This is a genomic window from Mucilaginibacter sp. P19 (genome assembly GCF_050632265.1).
Taxonomy (GTDB): domain Bacteria; phylum Bacteroidota; class Bacteroidia; order Sphingobacteriales; family Sphingobacteriaceae; genus Mucilaginibacter; species Mucilaginibacter gossypii.
In genome coordinates this window covers 5,559,334-5,581,935 of the sequence record NZ_CP192586.1, presented here as the reverse complement: position 1 = coordinate 5,581,935, position 22,602 = coordinate 5,559,334, and the positions used below count along the sequence as shown (strand labels likewise).

Annotated in this window: 15 protein-coding genes and 3 pseudogenes; 8 read left to right on the top strand and 10 right to left on the bottom strand. The window is 43.7% G+C overall.

What is annotated here, in order from left to right; genetic code table 11:
- Nucleotides 1-9: 9 nt before the first annotated feature.
- Both ftcD and ACQ86K_RS27255 read left to right on the top strand, forming a co-directional pair.
- Nucleotides 10-980, top strand: a pseudogene (gene ftcD / locus ACQ86K_RS27260) (glutamate formimidoyltransferase); the annotation flags it as partial.
- Nucleotides 981-989: 9 nt separating this feature from the next.
- A complete protein-coding gene (locus tag ACQ86K_RS27255; protein WP_431200944.1) occupies nucleotides 990-1,700 on the top strand; it encodes a cyclodeaminase/cyclohydrolase family protein in 711 nt (236 codons plus the stop codon).
- A gap of 149 nt (nucleotides 1,701-1,849) precedes the next feature.
- Here the strand turns inward: ACQ86K_RS27255 and ACQ86K_RS27250 are convergent, their stop codons facing one another.
- The 4 genes from ACQ86K_RS27250 to ACQ86K_RS27235 form a co-directional block, all read right to left on the bottom strand.
- Nucleotides 1,850-2,593 (bottom strand): head GIN domain-containing protein, encoded by a 744-nt coding sequence (locus ACQ86K_RS27250; protein ID WP_091165080.1) that lies wholly within the window; start codon nucleotides 2,591-2,593, stop codon nucleotides 1,850-1,852.
- A 369-nt stretch (nucleotides 2,594-2,962) separates the two neighbouring features.
- Nucleotides 2,963-4,627, bottom strand: a complete 1,665-nt coding sequence (locus ACQ86K_RS27245; RefSeq protein ID WP_091165084.1) for a M1 family metallopeptidase — start codon at nucleotides 4,625-4,627, stop codon at nucleotides 2,963-2,965.
- Between the two features lie 12 nt (nucleotides 4,628-4,639).
- The gene (locus ACQ86K_RS27240; protein ID WP_091165087.1) at nucleotides 4,640-6,310 is read right to left on the bottom strand and encodes a M1 family metallopeptidase; all 1,671 of its coding nucleotides are present in this window, start codon (nucleotides 6,308-6,310) and stop codon (nucleotides 4,640-4,642) included.
- A gap of 236 nt (nucleotides 6,311-6,546) precedes the next feature.
- Entirely contained in the window at nucleotides 6,547-8,403 is a 1,857-nt protein-coding gene (locus tag ACQ86K_RS27235) for a CocE/NonD family hydrolase (protein WP_091165095.1), read from the bottom strand.
- 277 nt (nucleotides 8,404-8,680) lie between these two features.
- Here ACQ86K_RS27235 and lpdA point away from each other — a divergent pair, with 277 nt between their 5' ends.
- Nucleotides 8,681-10,084 (top strand): dihydrolipoyl dehydrogenase, encoded by a 1,404-nt coding sequence (gene lpdA, locus ACQ86K_RS27230; RefSeq protein WP_091165098.1) that lies wholly within the window; start codon nucleotides 8,681-8,683, stop codon nucleotides 10,082-10,084.
- A gap of 89 nt (nucleotides 10,085-10,173) precedes the next feature.
- Nucleotides 10,174-10,614: a sterol desaturase family protein gene (locus tag ACQ86K_RS27225; protein WP_091166905.1), complete on the top strand. Its 441-nt coding sequence runs from the start codon at nucleotides 10,174-10,176 to the stop codon at nucleotides 10,612-10,614.
- 15 nt (nucleotides 10,615-10,629) lie between these two features.
- Here ACQ86K_RS27225 and ACQ86K_RS27220 read toward each other — a convergent pair whose 3' ends face one another.
- Complete coding sequence (locus tag ACQ86K_RS27220) at nucleotides 10,630-11,391, bottom strand: hypothetical protein (RefSeq protein ID WP_091165101.1); 762 nt, start codon at nucleotides 11,389-11,391, stop codon at nucleotides 10,630-10,632.
- Between the two features lie 112 nt (nucleotides 11,392-11,503).
- Here ACQ86K_RS27220 and ACQ86K_RS27215 point away from each other — a divergent pair, with 112 nt between their 5' ends.
- From ACQ86K_RS27215 to ACQ86K_RS27205, 3 genes are read left to right on the top strand one after another with little or no spacing between them, the layout of a single operon-like run.
- Nucleotides 11,504-12,484, top strand: coding sequence for a glycosyltransferase (locus ACQ86K_RS27215; RefSeq protein ID WP_091165105.1), 981 nt, complete (start codon nucleotides 11,504-11,506; stop codon nucleotides 12,482-12,484).
- A 32-nt stretch (nucleotides 12,485-12,516) separates the two neighbouring features.
- Complete coding sequence (locus tag ACQ86K_RS27210) at nucleotides 12,517-12,888, top strand: ArnT family glycosyltransferase (RefSeq protein ID WP_431199121.1); 372 nt, start codon at nucleotides 12,517-12,519, stop codon at nucleotides 12,886-12,888.
- Nucleotides 12,822-14,183 (top strand): ArnT family glycosyltransferase, encoded by a 1,362-nt coding sequence (locus tag ACQ86K_RS27205; protein ID WP_431199120.1) that lies wholly within the window; start codon nucleotides 12,822-12,824, stop codon nucleotides 14,181-14,183. The genes ACQ86K_RS27210 and ACQ86K_RS27205 overlap by 67 nt, the downstream gene beginning before the upstream one ends.
- Nucleotides 14,184-14,347: 164 nt before the next feature.
- Here ACQ86K_RS27205 and ACQ86K_RS27200 read toward each other — a convergent pair whose 3' ends face one another.
- From ACQ86K_RS27200 to ACQ86K_RS27180, 5 genes and pseudogenes are all read right to left on the bottom strand, one after another.
- Nucleotides 14,348-14,404, bottom strand: coding sequence for a hypothetical protein (locus ACQ86K_RS27200; protein WP_431200943.1), 57 nt, complete (start codon nucleotides 14,402-14,404; stop codon nucleotides 14,348-14,350).
- Between the two features lie 182 nt (nucleotides 14,405-14,586).
- Nucleotides 14,587-16,155, bottom strand: a pseudogene (locus tag ACQ86K_RS27195) (RagB/SusD family nutrient uptake outer membrane protein); the annotation flags it as partial.
- Between the two features lie 11 nt (nucleotides 16,156-16,166).
- Nucleotides 16,167-17,225, bottom strand: a complete 1,059-nt coding sequence (locus ACQ86K_RS27190) for a hypothetical protein (protein WP_431199119.1) — start codon at nucleotides 17,223-17,225, stop codon at nucleotides 16,167-16,169.
- Nucleotides 17,226-17,425: 200 nt separating this feature from the next.
- Nucleotides 17,426-18,016 carry a hypothetical protein gene (locus ACQ86K_RS27185; protein WP_431199118.1) on the bottom strand — a complete coding sequence of 197 codons (591 nt, stop codon included), beginning with the start codon at nucleotides 18,014-18,016 and terminating at the stop codon, nucleotides 17,426-17,428.
- A gap of 37 nt (nucleotides 18,017-18,053) precedes the next feature.
- Nucleotides 18,054-19,418: a carboxypeptidase-like regulatory domain-containing protein gene (locus ACQ86K_RS27180; RefSeq protein WP_431199117.1), complete on the bottom strand. Its 1,365-nt coding sequence runs from the start codon at nucleotides 19,416-19,418 to the stop codon at nucleotides 18,054-18,056.
- Nucleotides 19,419-20,014: 596 nt separating this feature from the next.
- Between ACQ86K_RS27180 and ACQ86K_RS27175 the strand changes: the two are divergent.
- Nucleotides 20,015-22,233 (top strand): annotated as a pseudogene (locus ACQ86K_RS27175) (alpha-N-acetylglucosaminidase).
- The last annotated feature ends 369 nt before the right edge of the window (nucleotides 22,234-22,602 follow it).

Here is a 22,602-nt window from a genome sequence, read left to right as displayed (position 1 = left end):
AATGAACCAATGACCAAATTAATAGAATGCGTACCCAATTTTAGCGAAGGTGTTAACCTCGATATCATTAAACAGATAACAGATGCAGTTGAATCTGTTGAGGGGGTAAGATTACTCAATGTTGATCCGGGAAAGGCCACTAACCGAACCGTGGTAACTTTTGTGGGCGAACCGGAAAAAGTGATTGAAGCAGCTTATCGCGCCATAAAAAAAGCGGGCGAGGTGATTGATATGAGCAAACAAAAAGGCGAGCACCCAAGGATGGGCGCAACAGATGTTTGTCCGCTGATACCCATTAGTAATATCACCATGGAGGAAACTGCCGAATATGCAACGCGGCTTGCCAAGCGCGTGGGGGAGGAATTACAGATCCCGGTTTATTTGTATGAGGCTGCGCAGCCTAACAAAAGCCGGAGCAACCTATCGGTGATACGTGCCGGTGAATATGAAGGCTTTTTTAAGAAGATCAAACAACCGGAATGGGCACCCGATTTCGGTCCCGCGGAGAATGATGTTAAACGTGGGGCTACTGTGATTGGTGCCCGTGATTTTTTGGTGGCTTATAATGTTAACCTGAATACTACCTCTGTCCGCAGGGCAAATTCTATTGCTTTTGATGTACGTGAGGCTGGCCGCACCCTGCGCGAAGGAGATCCGATCAATGGTAAAATAGTATACGACGAAACCGGCAAAGCCAAAACCATCCCCGGTTCATTAAAGGCGGTAAAAGCTATCGGCTGGTATATTGAGGAATACGGTGTTGCCCAGATTTCGATGAATTTGACCAATATTAATATTACCCCGGTGCATAAGGCTTTTGATGAAGTGTGTGATAAAGCTGCTGCACGCGGTATCAGGGTAACAGGCAGTGAGCTGGTGGGCTTGATCCCCTTGAAGGCGATGCTTGATGCGGGTAAATATTTTTGGAGAAGCAGCAACGCTCTACAGGAGTAAGCGAAAAAGAACTGATCAGGATAGCCATTAAATCAATGGGACTTGATGAACTTTCACCTTTCAAGCCTGAAGAACGCATTATTGAATATTTACTGAAAGATAAAGCAGGCAGCAAGCTCATTAACATGAGCCTTGCCGATTTAGCCGATGAAACCGCGAGCGAAAGCCCGGCACCTGGTGGTGGTTCGATCTCAGCCGCTGTTGGCGCTTTGGGAGCCTCGCTGGCTACCATGGTGGCTAACCTAAGCTCACATAAAAAGGGTTGGGACAGCCGCTGGCGGGAATTTAGCGACTGGGCGCAAAAAGGACAGCAGTTTAAAAACGAACTTTTAGCATTAGTTGACCAGGATACAATAGCCTTTAACCAAATCATGCAAGCATTCTCCCTGCCCAAATCAAACAATGAGGAAAAAGCAGCCCGTGATAAAGCAATACAGGATGCTACCCGTTATGCTATTGAAATTCCTTTTAAAGTAATGGACGCAGCTTTAGGTAGCATGGAAGTAATAAAAGCAATGGCGCTAAGCGGCAACCCCAATTCCATAACTGATGCCGGCGTAGCCGCTCTTTGTGCCCGTAGCGCGGTATTGGGCGCATTTATGAACGTAAAGATCAATGCTTCGGGCTATAAGGATAAGAGCTATGTAGTTGACGTTATTTACCGCGGTAATGAAATTGAGCGGAAAGCGATTGCGCTGGAGGCGGAGATCATTGAACTGGTGAATGAGAAAATAGGGTTGGAGTAGTTGAAGGTCCTTCCAAACGGCATTGCGAATTAATAAAGCAATCGCGAACTTTACAGGGCGAACCTGCTAATTGGTGATTGCTTTATTAATTCGCAATGACGCTTCTAAATAGTTAAGGCGGCTCCTTTGGAGAGGATTTCGCTGAGTTTCTATATCCTCTCGATATCTCCGCTCCCTGCTTTTGAGCTTGAAATATTTTTAGCACCGCCGGTATAATGCACATCGCCTGAGCCGCTTACCGATGCATCAATTTTACTGCTGGCATTGATGGTAGCGTCGCCTGAACCTGCTATGTGTACCTCGGTATTAATGGTGATCAAATCGCGGGCGGTAAAATCGCCCGAGCCTACAACATTTACTCTTGAATTATCGGCACGGCCCGAAAGTTTCATATCACCAGAGCCCGAAATGCTGCTATCCAGGTTTTTAGCATTCACTTTGCCCAGCATATCGCCCGAGCCAACAACTTTTAATTTTAATGAGGTAGTGCTGATGCCGTCTTTAAAATAAACATCGCCCGAACCGGCAACGTTAATGCTGGTCATATCTTTAGCTACCACATGTACAATCATTTTACGGCTGCGGCCAAAGCTCCAGTTATCCCAGTTGGTACCTTTTTTACTGTAAATCTTCAATACCCCGCCCTGCACTTCGGTAATGATCTTGTCGATAACATCCGAAGGTGCTTCAACTTTTACCGATTCGTTTGAGCCCTGTGTAAAGTAGACATCAAAAGAGCCTGCCAGGTCAATAGCGCTGAAGCCTGATAAATGACGGTCTTGCGTGGTTTGGTCGGCGTGTTTAACAATTGGGTTTACTGTTTTTGCCGAGGCGTAACCTGTAGTTCCTGCTGCCAACACGGCTGCCAATAATATTTTTGAAATCGATTTCATGACGGTTGTTTTAGTTTCGTTTTCCAATTAGACGCCGGCAGTGGGAGGAAAGTTGCACGGGATTTGATTTTTTTAGTGAGTAGTTGATTAGGTTGATTGGGTGAGTGGTTGTTTTGGGAGGGGGAAGTTTTTCACCTTATTAAACAAAAAAGACTTACGAAGTATTTTAAAACTTCGCAAGTCTGAACTCTACAATTTCTCATCCTGAGTAAATGTCTTTGAAGGAGTAGTAACAAAGTGGGCGTGTCAGTCTGAGCCTGTCGAAGACTCGTGCGCAGAGGCCCTATTCACCATGCTTCGACGGGCTCAGCATGCCCCCCGTTTTTTGTTATGGGTAGGAATCAACTACTCACCCAATGAACCACTCACTCAATCAACCTTAATATAGTAATTGAAAGTATCCACCTCCACATTGTCCTTCGTAATACCGTCAATTTTTACAGGGGTAAACTGTGTGGTTGGTTTAATAAATATATAACCGCCGCCTTTTACACGCACCTTTACCGGCATGTTGAAACCTTCGGCATTGGCAATCCACTTGGTATAAAGCTTGCCGTCTTTAGTTACAAACTGGAGGGTTGGGATGTCTTTATAATGCAGGTACTGGTCAAATACGGGAGCAAGGTTCATGCCTGCCTGTTTGCAGATATAGCCTACAATATCGTCATAGGTAACGGTTTTATGGTAGAAGGTTTTGTTAAGCCCGCGGAGGATGCTGCGCCATTTGTCATCATTATTGATAATGGTGCGCACCATGTTTAACAGGTTGCCACCTTTATAATACATATCACCTGAACCTTCCATGTTTACACCATACGGCCCTACAATTGGTTTGTCATTACGGATATTTTTACGAGTTCCGTTCACGTATTCCTGCCCGGCTTGTTTACCGTAATAGGTTTCAATGAACAGCGATTCGGAATAGTTAGTAAAACTTTCGTGGATCCACATATCGGCAACATCTTTTGAGGTAATGTTATTGCCAAACCATTCGTGACCGCTTTCGTGTACCACGATGAAATCCCATTTTAGGCCCCAGCCGGTACCTGAAAGGTCGCGACCGAGATAACCGTTTTTGTAATGGTTGCCATAAGCTGTGCCGCTTTGGTGTTCCATGCCGAGGTGTGGCGTTTCAACCAGTTTATAGCCGTCTTCATAAAAAGGATAGGGGCCAAACCAGTATTCGAACGATTTAAGCATTCGCGGCGCATCAAGCTCCCATTGTTTTTTGGCTTTGTCAACATTATAACTTAATGGCCAGTAGTCCAGCGTTAACGGGCCTTTTTCGCCCTGGTAAGCACCTTCAAAGTGGACATAGTCTCCAATGTTGGCTTCTATGTCATAATTGTTGATAGGGTTAGCCACAAACCAATCGAAGCGGGTATAGCCGTTATTTAAGTCGGTTACTTTGCGTAATCTGCCGTTGGATACATCTTTTAAACCATTAGGTGCGCTGATACTGATCAGGGCGCTGTCTACCTCATCGTATTGATGATCTTTTGTAGGCCACCAAATACTGGCGCCGATACCCTGGCAGGCAGTTGCCACCCACGGTTTGCCTAATGAGTCGGTAGTGTAAACCACGCCGCCATCCCATGGCGCACGTTTTGCAATAGTTGGGTTACCGGAATAATAAACAATAAACTCGTCCTTACTGCCTTTTTTTATGGTTTTAGGGAAGGTAACAAACACCGCATTAAACTCGCGTGTAAAGGGAATTTCGGCGCCCTCATACACCACTTTCTCTACTTTTAAATTGGCAAACAGATCAAACTGAAGTTTGGTGAAATTTTGAGTAGCCGTGAATTTGAACAGGTTGCTGCCGCTGATGAATTTTTTATCGATATCAAACTTCACATCCAGGTGATAGTAGTTAATATCATAACAGGTACGCAGCGGTGTTAAGCTCCCTCTGAGCGAATCGGCGCGGGTAAATGTTTGCCTGTTGGTGCCTAACTGTGCCTGAGTTGGCGTTATGCCAGCTACGGTAAGACCTAAAGCGACTGCAAAAATATTTAAGAACTTATTTTTCATGTATGTTGAGGGTTAATCCATGAGCGCACCCACGTAGTAGTTTAAATAATCAATTTCGATATTATCTTTAGTAGCACCTGCAATTTCAACCGGGCTCATTTGTTTTGTTGGGGTGATGAATTTGTATTCGCCGCCCTTTACACGTACCCTGATGGGCATATTGAAATCTTTGGCTTCGGCTATCCAGCGGCAGTAAAGCTTGTTTTCATGGCTGGTAAATTCAAGCACCGGAAGGTTGCGGTAATGCAGGTATTGCTCAAAAATAGGCGAAAGGTTCATGCCCGATTGTTGGTTGATGAAGCCCACCACATCGTCATAGGTAACTGTTTTATGATAAAAAGTTTTGTTAAGCCCGCGCAGGATGCCGCGCCATTTTTCATCATCATTAATAACAGTGCGGATCATGTTCAGGAAAACAGCGCCTTTGGAGTACATATCGCCCGAGCCTTCTTTGTTTACATTGTAAACGCCAACTATAGGACCGTCATTATTAATGGTGAGCCTTAAACCGTAGTTATATTCCTGTCCGGCTTTTTTACCCCAGTTATCCTCCACAAAAAGTGATTCGGAATAACAGGTAAAGCTTTCGTGGACCCACATATCGGCAAGGTCTTTATCGGTTATGTTATTGCCAAACCATTCGTGCCCGCTTTCGTGCACGATGATATAATCCCATTTGCTGCCCCAGCCTGTACCCGATAAATCATAGCCCATATAGCCATTCATGAAGTGATTGCCATAGGCTACTGCTCCCTGGTGTTCCATGCCCAGGTGCGGGGTTTCAACCAGTTTATAGCCATCTTCATAAAAAGGGTAAGGGCCAAACCAGTGCTCGAAGGCTTTCAACATAGGCTTAACATTGGCGGCAAATTGTTTTTTTGCTTTTTCCAGACTAGTTGGCAAAACCCAATAATCAAGCGTAAGCTTGCCTTTTTCGCCCATGTAGGTGTCTTCAAAATGAGTATAATCGGCAATGTTGGCAGCAACATCGTAATTGTTGATCGGGTTGGCCACAAACCAGTCGAACCGGGTATAGCCATCCTTAAGCTGCGTCACCTTGCGCAGGCGACCGTTGGATACATCTTTCAAACCTTTTGGCACACTGATGCTGATCATCATGCTGTCCACCTCATCGGCCAGCTGATCTTTATTGGGCCACCAGATGCTGGCACCAATCCCTTCGCAGGCGGTTGCTACAAAGGGTTTGCCTAATGAATCTTTTTTAAATACCAGTCCGCCATCCCAGGGGGCGTTTTTAGCTATAGTTGGGTTACCGGAATAGTAAACGGTAAACTCATCTTTGCTGTCTTTACTTATGGTTTGCGGAAAGTTGAGGAATACGGCGTTGCCATCGCGGGTATAGGCAAGTTCTTTCCCCTTATAAACAACTTTAGCAATGTTAAGGTTAGCAAACAGGTCGAACTGGAGTTTATTGAAATCCTGTGTGGCGGTGAATTTAAACTGATTGCTGCCGCTGATAAACTTTTTATCGATATCAATCTTAACGTCAAGGTGATAGTAATTGATATCATAACAGGTACGCAAAGGCGTAAGCATTCCACGCAATGAATCGGCATGGGTGAATTGCTCTTTTTCCTTCAGGAGCTGGGCCCCCGCTGGTTGAGTGAATGTTGCAGCACTTAATAAAGTCAGGGTTGCAAAATATAGTTGTTTTATTTTCATGTACTTAAATTGTGTCAGGTTAAAAGGTATCCATGATAGCCAAGTTAAAGTTTTTTTAACGCATGTCATTTCGATGAAGCAGCGGGAGCCTCATGCGGTGGCGCGGAAGAGAAATCTTATACGCCCTGTAAAGTTGCTTTTCAAGCCTACTCTTCGCGCGTATAAAATTGCTCCCTACGGAAATGAAATAGGAGAAAAAACTAATCTCTGACCTCCAACCTCTAATCTCTAAATAACTACTTCAACACCTGCACATCAATATAGCTATTATTATAAACCGTTTCGGTTGCTTTGATGTAATCGCTTTCATCAGCTTTATATGGGTTTTCCACAAATTTTTGAGGATTGCGTGCTACTATCGGGAACCAGGTGCTTTGTACCTGGATCATGATACGGTGACCTTTTTTAAAGGTGTGCAATACATCCTGCAGGCGGAAATTTACATCGGTTTTTTGATTAGCCACCAAGGCCTCCGGCTTTTCAAAACTATTGCGGAAACGTGCCGGCATTACTTCCGAACGTACCATTTGCCAGTAATTACTCAGGATGATGTTTTTGTTTGGCATATACGGGTTGTTCGGTTCATCGGCCGGATATACGTCAATCAGTTTAACAACAAAATCGGCATCGGTGCCTGTTGTAGCAATTTTCAGGTGTGCCATGATCTCGCCCCCAAGGGTAACATCATCATTTAATATCTCGCTTTGGTAAACCAACACATCCGGACGGCGACCTGCAAAACGCTGGTCCTCGCTCATATAATTATGAGGGGTAAAGCCCATGGTAGTGGTGTTATCTTCGGTATAAGGAACCGGTTTAAGCGGATCGCTGATGTATGATACAGAGCCCTGAGTTGCAGGTTGGGTATTTACAAGCTTACCATCGGCACCCAAAAACATTTTTTCATGCACGGCATTGGCGGCAGGCCATTTATCAAATGTTGCCCATTCCTTTTTGCCGGTATTAAACATGTAAGCATTTGGCAAGCCGGAATTTTTATCTCCATTGCCTTTCAGGAAGTGGTTGAAGAATTTGGCTTCGATATTTTTTTGATAGAAGGTAGCAATGCTATCGCCAAAGTAAACATTGCTATGCATGGTATGCCCTGTTTCGCGCGACCAGCGGCCATGACCGAATGGTCCCATCACGATAGTATTGTAAGCGTTTGGATCGGTTTTGTTGATGGTTTTATAAATAGCCAGCGGGCCGGTTAAGTCTTCGGCATCAAACCAGCCGCCAACCAGCATTACAGCAGGTTTTACTTTGCCGTAATGTTTTAGCAGGCCGCGCTTTTGCCAAAACTCATCGTAGTTAGGGTGGTTAATAGATTCCTGCCAAAAGAAGTTATCATGATAAAATTTATCGGCATTTTTAAGCGGGCCAAGATCTAATAAATACTGGTAACCGTCTTTGCTATCGGGTTTAAGCATGGAGTACCAGGCTTTGCTGGTTGTATCAGTTTTTTGAACACCAAATACCGGGAAGGTGAAAAAGTACCCCTCAATGAAAGCGCCGTTGTGATGAAAATCGTCAAAAAAGAAATCGGAAATAGGGGCTTGCGGCGATGATGCCTTAAGTGCCGGGTGGTTTGACAGGATGCCCGCAGCAGTATAAAAGCCCGGGTAGGAGATACCATACTGGCCAACCTTGCCATTGTTGTTGGCTACGTTTTTAACCAGCCAATCGGTAGTATCATAGGTGTCAGAACCTTCGTCAACATCTTTTTTGCTTTTCTTGTTATCGATAACCGGTGTCATGTTGGTCCAGCTGCCTTCACTTTTCCAACGGCCGCGTACGTCCTGATAAACAAAAATATAACCTTCTTTCATCATAATTTCAGACGGGCCAAGCCTTTGAGGATATTTATCCTCGCCGTAAGGGGCGATGCTGTAGCAGGTACGCATCATCATCATCGGGTACTTATTTTGCGATGAAGCATCCTTTGGGGTATAAATAGAGGTGAACAGTTTTACACCATCGCGCATGGTGATGTACACATCTTTTTTGGTAAAATGCTCCTTTACATAGTTGCTTTGAGCATTAACGCCGGTATATAATAATACCAGCACAAAAAGTAAGTTAATTTTCTTCATGAGATCAGTCGTGTTAAATTGGGTTAAATTTAATAAAGAGTTAACGATAAACCGATTTATCATTAACTCTGTTACAAAATGGGATAAAATGCGGTTGGTATGGGGTAAATTTTATGTCGGATTTCGGATGTTCGATTTCGGATTTTTGTCTGAACCGGGATTAAATCCCTAAAATCATGGTTCAGAAAATAAATGCTAACCTCTAATCTCCAATCACTAATCTCTCAAAAGCAACTTTAAAATCCTTAACTTTGCCCACCATAAAATACACACTACTATGCAATATGATGTTATAGTTATAGGTTCGGGCCCTGGCGGTTATGTAGCCGCTATCCGCTGTGCCCAGCTTGGTTTAAAAACCGCAATTGTTGAAAAGTATAATACCCTTGGCGGTACCTGTCTTAATGTAGGCTGTATCCCGTCAAAGGCACTGTTGGATTCGTCTGAACATTACCACAATGCTGCCCATGCTTTTAAAACCCATGGCATCAACCTTAAAGATCTTTCGATAGATTTTGGACAGATGATTAAACGCAAGCAGGAAGTTGTTGATGCTAACACCAGCGGCATCAGCTACCTGATGAAGAAAAATAAGATTGACACTCACTTTGGCGTAGGATCATTTAAAGATAAAAACACCATCACTGTTAAAAAGAACGATGGTACTGTTATCGAAATTACCGGCAAAAACGTGATCATCGCTACTGGTTCAAAACCATCGGCATTGCCATTTTTGCCTATCGATAAAAAACGCATTATTACATCAACCGAAGCATTGAGCCTGAGCGAAGTGCCAAAACACCTGGTGTTGATTGGTGGTGGCGTTATCGGTTTGGAGCTGGGTTCGGTTTATGCCCGTTTAGGCGCCAAAGTATCTGTAATTGAATTTATGGACGGCATTATCCCAACTATGGATAAGGGCCTGGGCCGTGAGCTGCAAAAAGTATTAACTAAACTGGGTATGGAGTTTTACCTGGGGCACAAAGTTACCGGCGCTGCCGTAAAAGGTAAAGAAGTAACCGTTAGCTTTGATACCCCTAAAGGCGAAAAGAAAGAACTGAAAGGCGATTATTGCCTGGTAGCTGTTGGTCGTATAGCTTACACCGATGGCTTAGGTTTAGAGAATATCGGTATTACCGTTGAGGAACGCGGTCGTAAAATTACGGTTGATGAGCACCTGGAAACCAAAGTTAAAGGTGTTTATGCCATTGGCGATGTAATTAAAGGTGCCATGCTTGCTCACAAAGCTGAAGATGAAGGTACGCTGGTTGCCGAAATTATTGCCGGCCAAAAACCGCATATTGATTACAACCTGATTCCGGGTGTAGTTTATACCTGGCCAGAAGTTGCCGCTGTTGGTCAAACAGAAGAGCAACTGAAAGCAGCCGGTGTTAAATACAAAACCGGTTCGTTCCCGTTCAAAGCCAGCGGCCGTGCCCGTGCCAGCGGCGACCTGGATGGTTTTGTAAAAGTATTGGCTGATGCCACTACCGACGAAATTTTAGGTGTACACATGATTGGTCCGCGTGCTGCCGATATGATAGCCGAAGCAGTTGTGGCAATGGAGTACCGCGCGAGTGCCGAAGATATTTCGCGCATGAGCCACGCCCACCCAACCTACACTGAAGCGATGCGCGAAGCATGTTTAGCCGCTACTGAAAACAGGGCGATACATATTTAATAATTTCGGAATTGGGATTTTCGATTTCGGATTTTTAATTTTATAAAAGCAGGAACAACTTTATGTTCCTGCTTTTGTTTTATGTACAGATGCAGACATTAATCAATATCGGAATTGTGTTATTAACCATTGCGTTCATGGAACTGCTCTCCTGGGCCCTGCACAAATACCTTTTCCACGGGCCATTATGGTTTATTCACAAAACGCATCACCAACAAAGGCATGGCTGGTTTGAACTGAACGACCTGTTCAGCATTGGCTTCGCTGGTTTTGCTTTATGGCTGATATGGATAGGGCATTTAACTCTGGACTACCGGCTTTGGATTGGTACTGGTATCAGCATCTATGGTATCATTTATTTTATTTTCCACGACTGGTTTATCCATAACCGTTTCAAAGCATTCAAAAGTGATAATCGCTACTTGGCCGGCATCCGCCGGGCACATAAAATCCATCATAAATCGACGGAGAAATATCCATCGGAAGAGTTTGGGTTATTGGTTGCGAATAGGAAATGGTTCAGGAAGTAAGATGCTGTAAAAAGATTATTTTTTTGCATCGGGCCATTGCTCTTTAAAAAGCTTATCGACAGCTTGATTAAACTCCTTACTAAAAACAGGTTCGGCAGGTCCGCCTTTTTTGAGGTCATACACGTATGGTACCATGTGATCTTTGTTGTTAAATAGCTTGTCGTTATTACTATCCGATTGAACTTCAATAAGCAGCTTATTTGTTTTAGCAACACGTTGCCAGCTAACAACATTGAGGCTTGTAGGCGAAATCTGTTTGAAGTTATTTCCGGCATCGTCGGATGTGAAAAGATATTTCGGATCAGCATAGGTGAGTTTTTGATCTTTGTTAAAATCCTCAATTATTACCGAATAACAAATCAACTTCCCATCAATATTCAAGCCTTGTGCTGGGTTAGGATCATGCGCTTCTGATGAATATACATCTGTACCCGAACTCAACTCTTTCTGATCTTCGTATTGGAGAATTATCATTTTACGGTTATCGAGTAAATGATATTTTTTGCTTAACGAATTATAAAATGCAATATTCCAATAAGATACCTGTTCGCTCGATTTGAAACTCATTCTATCGTCATCAGTTGGATTTGCCAACGGAAATAGCACATTTTGCGAACTGTCTAAAAGTACGGGATTGTTAAAGTCAGTTACAATAGGTTGGAAGTTAGCGGCTGTGTCTTTATAAGTAAGCTCATTATTCGCCGAATGATCAGAAATAACGCCACATCCTAATAAAAAAACAGAGCTGATAAGTAATAACTTGCTTGAAATACGCATTTGTGAACGGTTTAAATTATTGATATAAATATAGTCATTTACATCAAAGAGTTAACAGCCGTTAAGTTGCTATAACTATCGCCCTCAAACCTTATCTTTGCCTCCAACATTTATGAATATCCTCATCGTAAACAACACCCCAATCCCGGCAACTAAATATGGCGGTACCGAACGCATTATCTGGTGGCTTGGCCGTGAGCTGAATAGGTTAGGGCATAAGATTACCTATTTGGTAGGAGCGGGTTCAACTTGTCCGTTTGCGAGGGTGCTGATCTACGATCCGGCTGTTGATATAAACCAGCAGGTGCCCGATGATATTGACGTGGTACACTTCCAGTTTCAGGTGAGTGGTTTTACTAAAAAGCCTTATATCGTAACTGTTCATAATAACCCTGGTGGTGTGCAATTAGATGTTAACTCGGTATTTGTGTCGGCCAATCACGCTCAGCGTCATGGCTCAGCGGTGTTTGTACACAATGCCATAGATACGGCTGATTATCAAACATCTATACTCGGTAATAAGCGTATCCATACCCATTTTCTGGCTAAAGCAGCCTGGCGCGTTAAAAATGTAAAAGGGGCTATCGATGTAGCTACCATGAGCGGTAATAAGCTGGTTGTACTTGGAGGTACCCGGCTTAACCTGAAAATGGGATTACGCTTTACATCCAACTTAAATGTGCGTTTTAAGGGAATGGTTGGTGATGAAGCGAAATCGGCAGTGATGAACGGTTCAAAGGCGCTGCTTTTTCCGGTGCTGTGGCATGAGCCATTCGGAATTGCTATTGTTGAAAGCCTGTATTTTGGCTGCCCGGTTTTTGGTACACCTTACGGATCGTTGCCCGAACTGGTGCCCGCTGAAGTTGGCTTGCTTTCGGTCAGTAAATCTGAATTAGCCGCCGGACTTAAAAACGTTGAAAGTTTTAATAAACAATATTGCCATCAATATGCTGTCGATAATTTTAATATCGGCAAGATGGCTGCAGCATATTTAACCTTATATGAACAGGTTTTGAATGGTCGAAAATTAAATTTGGCCAGGCCCGAACTCATCAATCGTGATCAACCCAAATACCTGCCCTGGAATAATTAAAATTCAGCTATTTTTGGGCATAAATATTTTTAGTGGAGAGTACAGCAGCTTCAATTTTTTCATCGCAAAAACGGCCTTATTTTATTGTGCTGTTATTAGCTATCGTGCTTAATGTAGCCGGTATCGGCATCAAATTCTTTACTGATGATGGGGCTTTGTATTCGGCCCTGGCCCGGAGCATGGCACAAAGCAATAACTTTACCGATCTGATGTATCACGGTGCCGACTGGCTCGATAAGCCGCATTTCCCCTTCTGGATTATCGCTATCAGTTTTAAGATTTTCGGCATCAATACTTTTGCTTATAAATTGCCCGCCCTGCTGTTTTTTTCATGTCGGTGGCGTACACTTACAAGCTTGCCAAAAAGTTTTATGGCGATGAAACGGCTATTATCGCTATCCTGATCCTGCTTACCGCGCTGCACAGCGTAATGTCAAATACGGATGTACGTGCCGAGCCTTATATTATGGGCTTGCTCATGGGCGCTGTTTATCACTTTTATAAGGTAAAAGAACGGTTCAGCATGGCCGATGTGCTGCTGGCATGCATATTTACTGCCTGCGCAGTGATGACTAAAGGCATCTATCTGCTCATCCCGATTGGAGCGGCTATCATTGGCGATTATTTATTTAAGGGAAATATCAAAGGCGTGTTCCATTGGAAATGGCTGTTCTCGTTTATATTGGTGGTGATATTTACTTTACCCGAAATTTATTCGGTATATACCCAGTTTGACCTTCACCCCGAAAAAGTTATTTTCGGTCGCACCGGGATTTCAGGCATCCACTGGTTTTTGTGGGACAGCCAGTTCGGGCGTTTTAACAATAACGGTTACATTACTAATACACACGGCGACAAACTATTTTTTGTTCATACCCTGCTGTGGGCTTTCGCGCCATGGGCTATTCTCCTGTTCTATGCACTTTATGCTACCGTCAGGAAAATGATTAAAGGTATAACCCAGCCCGAGTATCTGTGTATCTCGGGAAGCGTATTAATGTTGCTGATCTTTTCAGCTTCCAAATTTCAGCTGCCTTTTTACACTAATATCCTGTTCCCATTTTTTGCTATAATTACGGCGGTTTTTATTAGTTCATTAAAAGCTGGCGCCGGGTTAAAGTTTTTCAAGATAACTCAATACATTATCACATCGTTTTTATTGGTTGCTGTTATCGTACTTAATTTTATTTTCGCGCCCGAATGCTGGCCGGTATTTGTTTTGTTGATTGCAGGGTTTATTGGGTTGTCCATTTACATTTATAAAAAGCCAACACCAATTTATCAGCCTGTATTTTTATTTACCTGCGCCGTGTCTGTTTTAGTGAATGCTTACCTGGTGACCGTAGCTTATCCTATTATTGTTGATTACCGCGGGGATCTTTCGGCCGCCGAATACCTCAATCAAAACTATCCACGGGAAAAAGTGAGTGCCGCGGTTTTATCAAACACATTCGATTTTTACTACAAAGGCGGCGTTACTTATACCAATATTGATGCTATCCTAAAAACCGATAGCCTGAAAAGCCGGATTATAGTAGCTGATGAAAAAGCGGTAGCTGAGTTAAAGCAAAAAGAGATCGGGTATACTACAATAAAATCCTTTCAGGATTTTCCTCATGAAAACCTAAGCCTGCCCTTTATCATCAAAAAGAAGAGGAGTACTACTTTGGATCAATTTTATTTGATCAGGATGAGGTAGAGCAATGCCCGCTATAAATTGGCAATGCCCAAATTAACAACTACCTTCTTGTTTAAACGCCTTGATGGGAGCAACTGTTTAGGCCAGGTTTGTAATTATAGGGTGATAACACACAACAATCAAAAGGCTGTCCCTGAGGCAGCCTTTTGATTGTTTAAATAAATTTACCAGCCCGGATTTTGTGTTAACGCGGGATTAAGGGTAATTTGTTGTGCCGGAATCGGGTATAAATAATTTTTTCCGAAAAATTGCGCGCTGTATTGTCAAGGATCAGCTGACCGTTAGCATCTAACGCGTTGGTAGGAGCAGGCTTTAAAGGGTTTGGCCCAACATCGGCCTGCGTACCTTTAAATTTAATGCCTACCGGCCATGGGCTTACAAAAGCACTGATGTTTCCATAAGCTGTACCGCCGGTGTTGCTAACCAGGTCGGTAGCGGCACTATGCCAGCGCTTAATATCGTCAAACCTGAAGTTTTCATAATAAAGTTCAATAAAGCGTTCCCTCCTGATCTCCGTACGCAGATCCAATCCGTTTGCACCTGCGAAACCATTTGTTAATGGCGGCATATTTTTATTAACACGCAGACGTACCAGGTTGAGCGATTTGTTGAGATCGGCATCTGTTATGGCACCGTCACGTTCATAAACCGCTTCAGCATAGTTTAGCAGTACTTCGGCATAGCGGATCACCGGGTAATCTTCAGATTCTTTTGTATCTGGGCAGTTGCGTTCGGTTACCCATTTTTGATTGGTATAACCGCCAATCTTAACAACTTTTCCCATAGATAAAGCAATATCAGCGGCGTCATTTAGCCAGGTTACCCGGTAATTGGCGTTACCGTACCAGTAGTACATATTGTTAACCTGAATGGTATACTTTAAACGATTATCGCGGTTTATAAATTCCGATCCGTAACTTTCAAAACCCTGGAACAGGGGCGATTTCTCAATAGGCAATCCATCCTGGCATAAAAATGCGTTCACGTATTTATGCTGAGGCCCAATCTGCGTTCCCTGCCTGCTGATATTTGTTCCGATTGTTTTGCTCACATCATCATAACGGTACGATAAAAGGTACTCATGATTAGCAGTTTTGGTAACTGAAGCCGGGTTTGATTTTGGATTTTCGAGGATGAAAAGGTATTTCTGTGCAGAATCACCCAATATGGTACTGTTACCACCCAGGGCATTTGAAGCTGCTGTACCAAAAAGTGCAAATTGATTGCTGGTTATCACCGCGTTAGAAGCCGCGGCCGATTTGTCGAGCAGCATATTATAACGGGTTGCATCGCCGTTTCTGAATTTTTGCCATGTGCCTTCATAAAGTGCAACCCTTCCTAAAAACGCCTGCGCGGCAGGTTGGCTCACCCGGCCAAAATCTGCAGAATTGGCTAAGATGGATGCAGGCAGATTTGGTATGGCCGCTTCCAGATCGGCAACAATCAAATCAGCTACCTGATCGCGTGATGCCCTGGTGCCATATAGTTCGGGCGAATCAAGGTTCAGCGTTTTGGTGATCAGCGGAACCCCGCCATACAATTGTAGTAATTCAAAGTAGCAGTAAGCCCTGAAAAATTTGGCTTCGGCAACAAACTGGCTGATGCTGGCCTGGTCGGGGAAAGTGGCGGCCTTTTCAAGTAAATAATTGCAATTCCTGATCCGGGAGTAATTATTATTCCAGTACGAATCACTTGCTGGTACTGTATTGATACCGGCGCCATAAACGCCACCTCCGCCAAATACATCGGCACGCCCGTCATAATGAGGGTTATCTGCAAACGAATTGTTGAAATTACGGAGATAACCATAATATTGGTTGGCAAATGTTTTAAAATCACTGGCCGACTTAAAATATGCCGCATCCGATAGCTGGTCCTGTGGTTTAAGGTTAAGTGACTTGTTGCAGGCGAACAAGCCTGTAACAATAATTATTGAAAGGATACTGAAGATCCTCCGGTAAATATTTTTCATAATCATTTCAATTAAAAAGTGATGTTTGCGCCTACGGTTACATACCTGTAAAATGGATAACGCTCATTGCCTGCGGTGGTCCTGGTTATTTCAGGATCCCAGCCATCATGAATTTTGCTGTATTCCCACAGGTCGCTTCCCGAAATGTAAAACCTTAAACGGCTGATAGCTTTGGTGCGCTCTGTTAACGATTTTGGTAAGGTATAACCGATAACAAGGTTTTTCAGGCGTACATAAGCGCCGTTTTCAACAGACCAGCTTGAAATCTGGTAATTGTAACCATTAATTCCATTGCTATGCAGGTTAGGGTAATAGGCATTCGTATTTTCAGGGGTCCAGGTTTTACCGACCCATTGGGTGGTTTGCGCCTGATAAACGGCGGCAAAAGGTACGCGCCAGTTATTTGCACTACCATTGGCCCTGAATATTGTCCGTTTACCTACCCCTTGAAAAATGCTTGTGAAATCAAAACCTTTCCATTGCAGGCTTAATGTCAAACCAAAAGTATAGCGCGGAATGTCGCTGCCTAAATAAACAAGGTCGCCCATATCTTTTGCCGATGTACCTGTAGTAAGTTTACCATCGCCGTTAACATCAACAAAATAATTATCTCCCGGACGTAAGCCTGAGTTTTGGCCCGGCAGGTTGGTTAAAGGGGTGGCTACAGGGATGCCAATAGTATTAATCACTCCGCCGGGGGCATAATAGGTGGAGTTATAGGTATCAACCTGTGCCTGTGTCTGGAAACGGCCTCCGTATTTAAGGCCGAAATATGATCCAAGCGGATACCCCTCAACAGTAGCGTTATAACCTGCACCTAATGCCGGAACGCCGTTAAAATATACCAATTTGTTTTGGCTGTTGGTAATATTACCCGAAATACTGTATGTTACCTGCCCAACGTGGTCTCGCCAGGTTAATTGTCCTTCCCATCCCCAGGTTTTCAGGTCGCCGTTATTTGACTGGGGCGCTCCAATGCCCAAAACAGCCGGATAGGTAACACTCACCAGCATGTTTTTATTCTGATTACGGAACACTTCAAAAGTTCCGTTTAAGCGACCGTTCAGCAAACCGAAATCAATACCAATGTTCCGTTTTATAACAGTTTCCCATGTCCTGTTGAGCGAAACCAGGTTTCCGGTGGTTGTAGTAGCGGTTGCGAGTGCTGAACCTAAAAGGGTATTGCTATTGCCGACATTAAGCGATTGCAGGTAATCATAAAGGCCGATGCCACCCTGGCTGCCCGACGTAGCGTAAGAGGCCCGTAGCTTTAACTCGCTAAAAATATTTGTTTTTTTATGAAGCTTTCTTCGCCTAAGCGCCAGCCGCCCATGAGGCTGTAAAATGGTTTCCAGCGTTTATCTGCAATAAATTTTGAAGAACCATCATACCTGCCGGTTCCTTCAAACAGATATTTGCCTTTATACGCGTAGGTAGCTCTTGCAAAGTATGAACCCAGGGCGTAGTGGTTGCGCTGTTCGTCGTTGGTTACAAAACCGGCCAACGAACTGCTCAGCCCCAAATTTAAAGAAGGCACATCATCGCTGCCCAAATTGTAGGTACGTGTATTAAACATATCATACTCATCCCTTTCGTAGGAGCTGCCGATCATTAACGATACATCATGTACTCGGTTAAAGGTATTGGTATAGGTTACGCGGCCAATGAGGTTATAATATTTATCATTGATATTAGCACGGAAATAGTTTTGGCTCCCTCCCGAAGTACCACCTGCCGGCGCGGTAGTGCCGGTCAGGTATTTATCATCATATGAATAAAGGCGAACGGTTTTGGTTTGTACGCGGTCATCCTGCCACCAAACGTTATATCCCGCGGTTCCGGTAAAGGTAAGGTGCTTCATGAAATTATAGGTAAGCGTTGAGTTTAACAGTGCCCGGCTATTGTTTTCCAGGTTGTCGCCCCCATCCCTTAATAGGCCCGCGGGGCTTGTTACACCCCCACTGATATGGCCGGCCAGATTGCGTGAACATAGGCAAACCGATCTGAAATCCGTTTCCGAGCGCACTGTAACTCCCCGAAGTATACATGGTTGGCTGTTGAATATTATTTTGCTCAAGCGAAATATTGGTTTCCAGTTGCACTTTATCGCTGAATCTGTAACCGTTATTAAGTCTGAGATTATAGCGTTGATTACCGTTATTGCCAATCCGGAGCTGGCTGCCGTCGTTTAAATACCCTAACGAAACACGATAAGTGTTTTTTTCTGTTCCGCCTGATACCGAAAAATTGTGTTGTGTTGAAGTAGCCCTCCCCCATATGTACTGTTGTAGTGATACATCAATAAAGTCAAGTTCCTTTACATCGAGGAATGCCGGCACAGGCAAGCCGTTATAAAACGAATTTGCAGTGATACTTCCGGTGGTGTTTCCGGGAATCTGTGATGCCAGTACCACCGTGCCTTTATTGGCCAGCGCGAAGTTGGCCAGTTGGTACCAAAGGTCGGTTGTTGGCGCTACTCCATAATTATCATTTGTTCGGGCCTGAAGCAGGCCATTTGCCCATTGGTCAATATTTGTCATTTTAGGCTGAAGACCTAAAAATTTCTCAGACACAGAAGGGTCATACTGGATCACCATTTTACCCGCTTTACCTTTTTTGGTAGTGATCAGTACAACACCATAAGCTGCACGGGCACCATATATTGAAGCCGAGCCATCCTTCAAAACTGAGATATTGTCGATATCATTTGGATTGATAGAGTTTAGCTCGTTGTTATTGTTAAGGGCAACCCCATCCAAAATGACCAAGGGATCCTGTCCGTTAACGGAGGTTGCACCGCGGATCTGGAAGTTCCAGTTTTCGCGACCCGGTTGCGCCGAGCTCCTGGTTACCACCATGCCCGGAACCTGGCCCTGCAAATTGGCAATAGGGTTATTGGTTGGCCCGCGGTCTTCAAATACTTTTGCACTAACTGTGGCAATAGCGCCTACCACTGATGGTTTCTTTTGTGTACCGTAAGCAACCACTACAACCTCTTCCAGATCGCTTCTTTTGCCTGATAACTGAATGTTGATAACAGGCTCATCGCCAATGGTCACTTTACGCGTGTTATAGCCCACAAAAGCGAAAGATAACTTTGCTCCGGGGTTAACGGTTAGTTTGTACTTGCCGTTTACATCAGTTTGAATGCCATTGGTAGTGCCAATAACCTGCACAGTTACACCAGGCAGGGGTTCCCTGGAGGTTGAATCTGTGACAGTACCGCTGATTTGGCGGCTTTGCGCCGCAGCATGATAGCCCATGCCTACCAGCAGCAAAAAAACTAAAAGGCACCTTGCCGAATACTTTTTTTGGTAAAAAAACTCATAGTTCTTAAATTTTAGGTTTATGACTTAGTGTAATGATCGGCGCTATCCGCTCAATCACTATAAAGACACACACAGGATTTTATTATACTCATTAATGAATGAGATTCTTTTTGGCAGGGAGCTTTGCGAAATTGAAAGAGGGGATGTTTGAGTAGATTGCAAGAGGGATGGTGATTGGGGATTGTACTAAATCGACGCTTTAGATGGATCTATTTAAGTAGGGTTCGCGGTTTTCTTTAACAAAGAGGCGTAGCTTAACTGGCACGGAAATGCCAGGCAAATGCCAATGTTGCTTGCGCCCTCCTGACCCACAGGTCGGAGTTTAGCCTGCAGGTACCGGTGTACATAAAGCATCGTATCCTAAAGGTTTTATTAAACAGTCGATTTATCCGTTCACAAAAAGTCCGTTTGATACGGATTTAAAAAATGGAGGAAAGGAGCGAGCTATAGTTTGCATCAGGAAAGAAAACTAAAGGGCTGCATTTTGTAAGGTAAATAATTTTATTACTTTAAGGGCCTTAATAGCCGCTATGTATTTAAAAAACCACTTTTCCATCGCAATTCTTTCAGTTCTTACATTTTTTTTGTCGCCGTTCAACACCGCTAAAGCCAATGACGGCCCTAATATCTCTGAAGCTCAGGCTTTAATAAATCGGGTAACCCATGGCAGAGCGAGTGAATTTCATTTACAGCCTATAACAGCTACTGTTGATACTTTTTACCTCGCTAATGAGGATAACAAAATAGCTATTAAAGCAAGCAGCACCATTGCCATGGCTAAAGGGTTTAACTACTATCTGAAAAACATTTGCCATGTTTCCGTAACATGGTATGCTGCAGATTCAGTAATAATGCCCGCAGTTCTTCCAAAAGCGTTCACTCCGGCAGGTGAACGCTGCCGTTTTGATAATCGTTTCTTTTTAAACTATTGCACTTTTGGCTACACCACGGTTTGGTGGAAGTGGAGCGATTGGCAGTACTTTATAGACTGGATGGCTATGAACGGGATTAACATGCCGTTGGCTATAACCGGGCAGGAATACATCTGGCAACGCGTTTGGCATAAATTTGGAATGACGGATGAACAATCGCGCGCATTTTTTACCGGCCCCGTGCATTTACCCTGGCAGCGTATGGGTAACCTTGACCGCTGGCAGGGGCCACTGCCACAAAGCTTTATAGACGGGCAGTTCGAGCTTCAGAAAAAAATACTGACACGCGAGAGGGCCTTAGGAATGCACCCCATTTTGCCGGCTTTTGCAGGGCATGTGCCAAAAGACCTGAAAAAGAAATATCCTAATATTAAACTCACTGATCTGGGCTCTTATGATACAGGCGCAGAAAATGACGCTTATTTTCTTGACCCGATGGATCCGCTTTTTGTTAAGATACAAAAGGAATACTTGAGTGAACAGCAAAAACTTTTGGGTACAGACCATTATTACGGGGCAGATCCTTTTAATGAGATGGACCCACCAAGCTGGGAGCCATCATACCTGGCAAAAACAGCGGCAACCATTTACAGCGGTATGAAAAGCATAGACCCTAAAGCTGTTTGGATACAGATGGGCTGGACATTTTATTACGACCGTAAACACTGGACCAACCCAAGATTAGAAGCCATGATAAAGGCTGTTCCGCAAAATCATATGATGATACTGGACTATTTTTGCGAGCAAACCGAAGTATGGCGCATGACGGACGGTTTTTTTAATGCACCATACATCTGGTGTTACCTCGGAAACTTTGGGGGCAATACACAGTTAGCCGCTCCGGTTTTAAAAACTGCAAAACTTTTAAGTGCAACAGAGGATGACCCAAACCACCGGCAAATGACAGGCATTGGCTCAACGCTTGAGGGTTTTGGCGTAAATGAATTTATGTTCGAGTGGCTATTTGATTACGCCTGGAATACCGATGCCAAAGACCCGGCCGATTGGATAAAAAAATATGCTGAAAGCCGCTGCGGGCATAATGATCCGGTTATTGCAGCTACCTGGACAAAGCTGCTCCCGGTAATTTATAATTCTGATGTTTCGGGTGTAGGGCTTGGTAATATCATACAATCAAAACCGATGTTAAAAGGGAACGGAGGGTTTACCTGGCTCGGAAAATACAATTACCAGGCATTGGCTAATATTTTTCCGCAATTCCTGCTTGCCGATTCAGCATCAAAGGCCAATCCTAACTATACACGAGACCTGGCTATGCTGGAGAAGCAGGTGCTGGTAAACCTCGCTGTGTCGTTAAGGGATTCCGTTGGCAGGGCATACCATTCAAAAAATCAGCAATTGTTTAATAAATACACCGGCTTGTTTCTTGATTTGTGCGACGATGTGGACCGTATAACAGCTACTCAGCACGAATTGCTATTAGGTGCATGGATAAAAGAAGCCCGTGATTTTGGCTCGACGCCGGAAGAAAAAACTATTACGAAAAAAACGCCCGCCTACTGATAACCACCTGGGGAGGAGAAGGCAACGTTACAACCGATTATGCAGCAAAAGATTGGTCGGGAATGATCAGCACTTACTATAAAGGCCGCTGGATTTTGTTTTTTAATGAACTACGTAAAACCATTGATACCGGCAAAGAACCAGACATGGACGCCTTTGATAAGCAACGCGCCGCTTTTGACTGGAAATGGGTAAACACCAACCAAAGCCAGCAACCTTTTAAATGGAATACAACCGGAGATACTTATTCGGTAGCGCTGGGTATTTATAAAAAATGGGCACCTTATTTGTAATGAAATATAAGTTTAAAACTATAGTTCAATTAGATAAAAGTAAAGTTTAAAATAAGCAAGGCCCGGCAGAGATGACGGGTTTTGTTATTTAAATGGAGTTTGCGTTTTGTTTTAAAAAAAGTACCCCAAACTGGCGCGAGTGATGCTTCCGCTGGCCAAATGTGGAAAATGATAACACGGATGGTTGGGTATAAACTTGTCAGTGTTCAATTTTTTAAAAAGCAGCTGTTCAACTTTTGGAAATGCTATTTTGTAATAGCTTGATTATCAAAGATGACTTGTTCAAAACACGGTTTGATGTATTTTAAACCAAATGTAAGTTGTTGATTATTAGCGCTATTTTTTTGGCGAAAAATACCAGGTGTTCAC

Coding starts and splice junctions, on each gene's coding strand:
- ACQ86K_RS27235 (WP_091165095.1), bottom strand. CDS start 8,403: ATGAAGAAAATTAACTTACTTTTTGTGCTGGTATTATTATATACCGGC.
- lpdA (WP_091165098.1), top strand. CDS start 8,681: ATGCAATATGATGTTATAGTTATAGGTTCGGGCCCTGGCGGTTATGTA.
- ACQ86K_RS27240 (WP_091165087.1), bottom strand. CDS start 6,310: ATGAAAATAAAACAACTATATTTTGCAACCCTGACTTTATTAAGTGCT.
- ACQ86K_RS27185 (WP_431199118.1), bottom strand. CDS start 18,016: ATGAAGCACCTTACCTTTACCGGAACCGCGGGATATAACGTTTGGTGG.
- ACQ86K_RS27245 (WP_091165084.1), bottom strand. CDS start 4,627: ATGAAAAATAAGTTCTTAAATATTTTTGCAGTCGCTTTAGGTCTTACC.
- ACQ86K_RS27255 (WP_431200944.1), top strand. CDS start 990: ATGGGACTTGATGAACTTTCACCTTTCAAGCCTGAAGAACGCATTATT.
- ACQ86K_RS27220 (WP_091165101.1), bottom strand. CDS start 11,391: ATGCGTATTTCAAGCAAGTTATTACTTATCAGCTCTGTTTTTTTATTA.
- ACQ86K_RS27250 (WP_091165080.1), bottom strand. CDS start 2,593: ATGAAATCGATTTCAAAAATATTATTGGCAGCCGTGTTGGCAGCAGGA.
- ACQ86K_RS27180 (WP_431199117.1), bottom strand. CDS start 19,418: ATGGGCTATCATGCTGCGGCGCAAAGCCGCCAAATCAGCGGTACTGTC.
- ACQ86K_RS27215 (WP_091165105.1), top strand. CDS start 11,504: ATGAATATCCTCATCGTAAACAACACCCCAATCCCGGCAACTAAATAT.
- ACQ86K_RS27225 (WP_091166905.1), top strand. CDS start 10,174: ATGCAGACATTAATCAATATCGGAATTGTGTTATTAACCATTGCGTTC.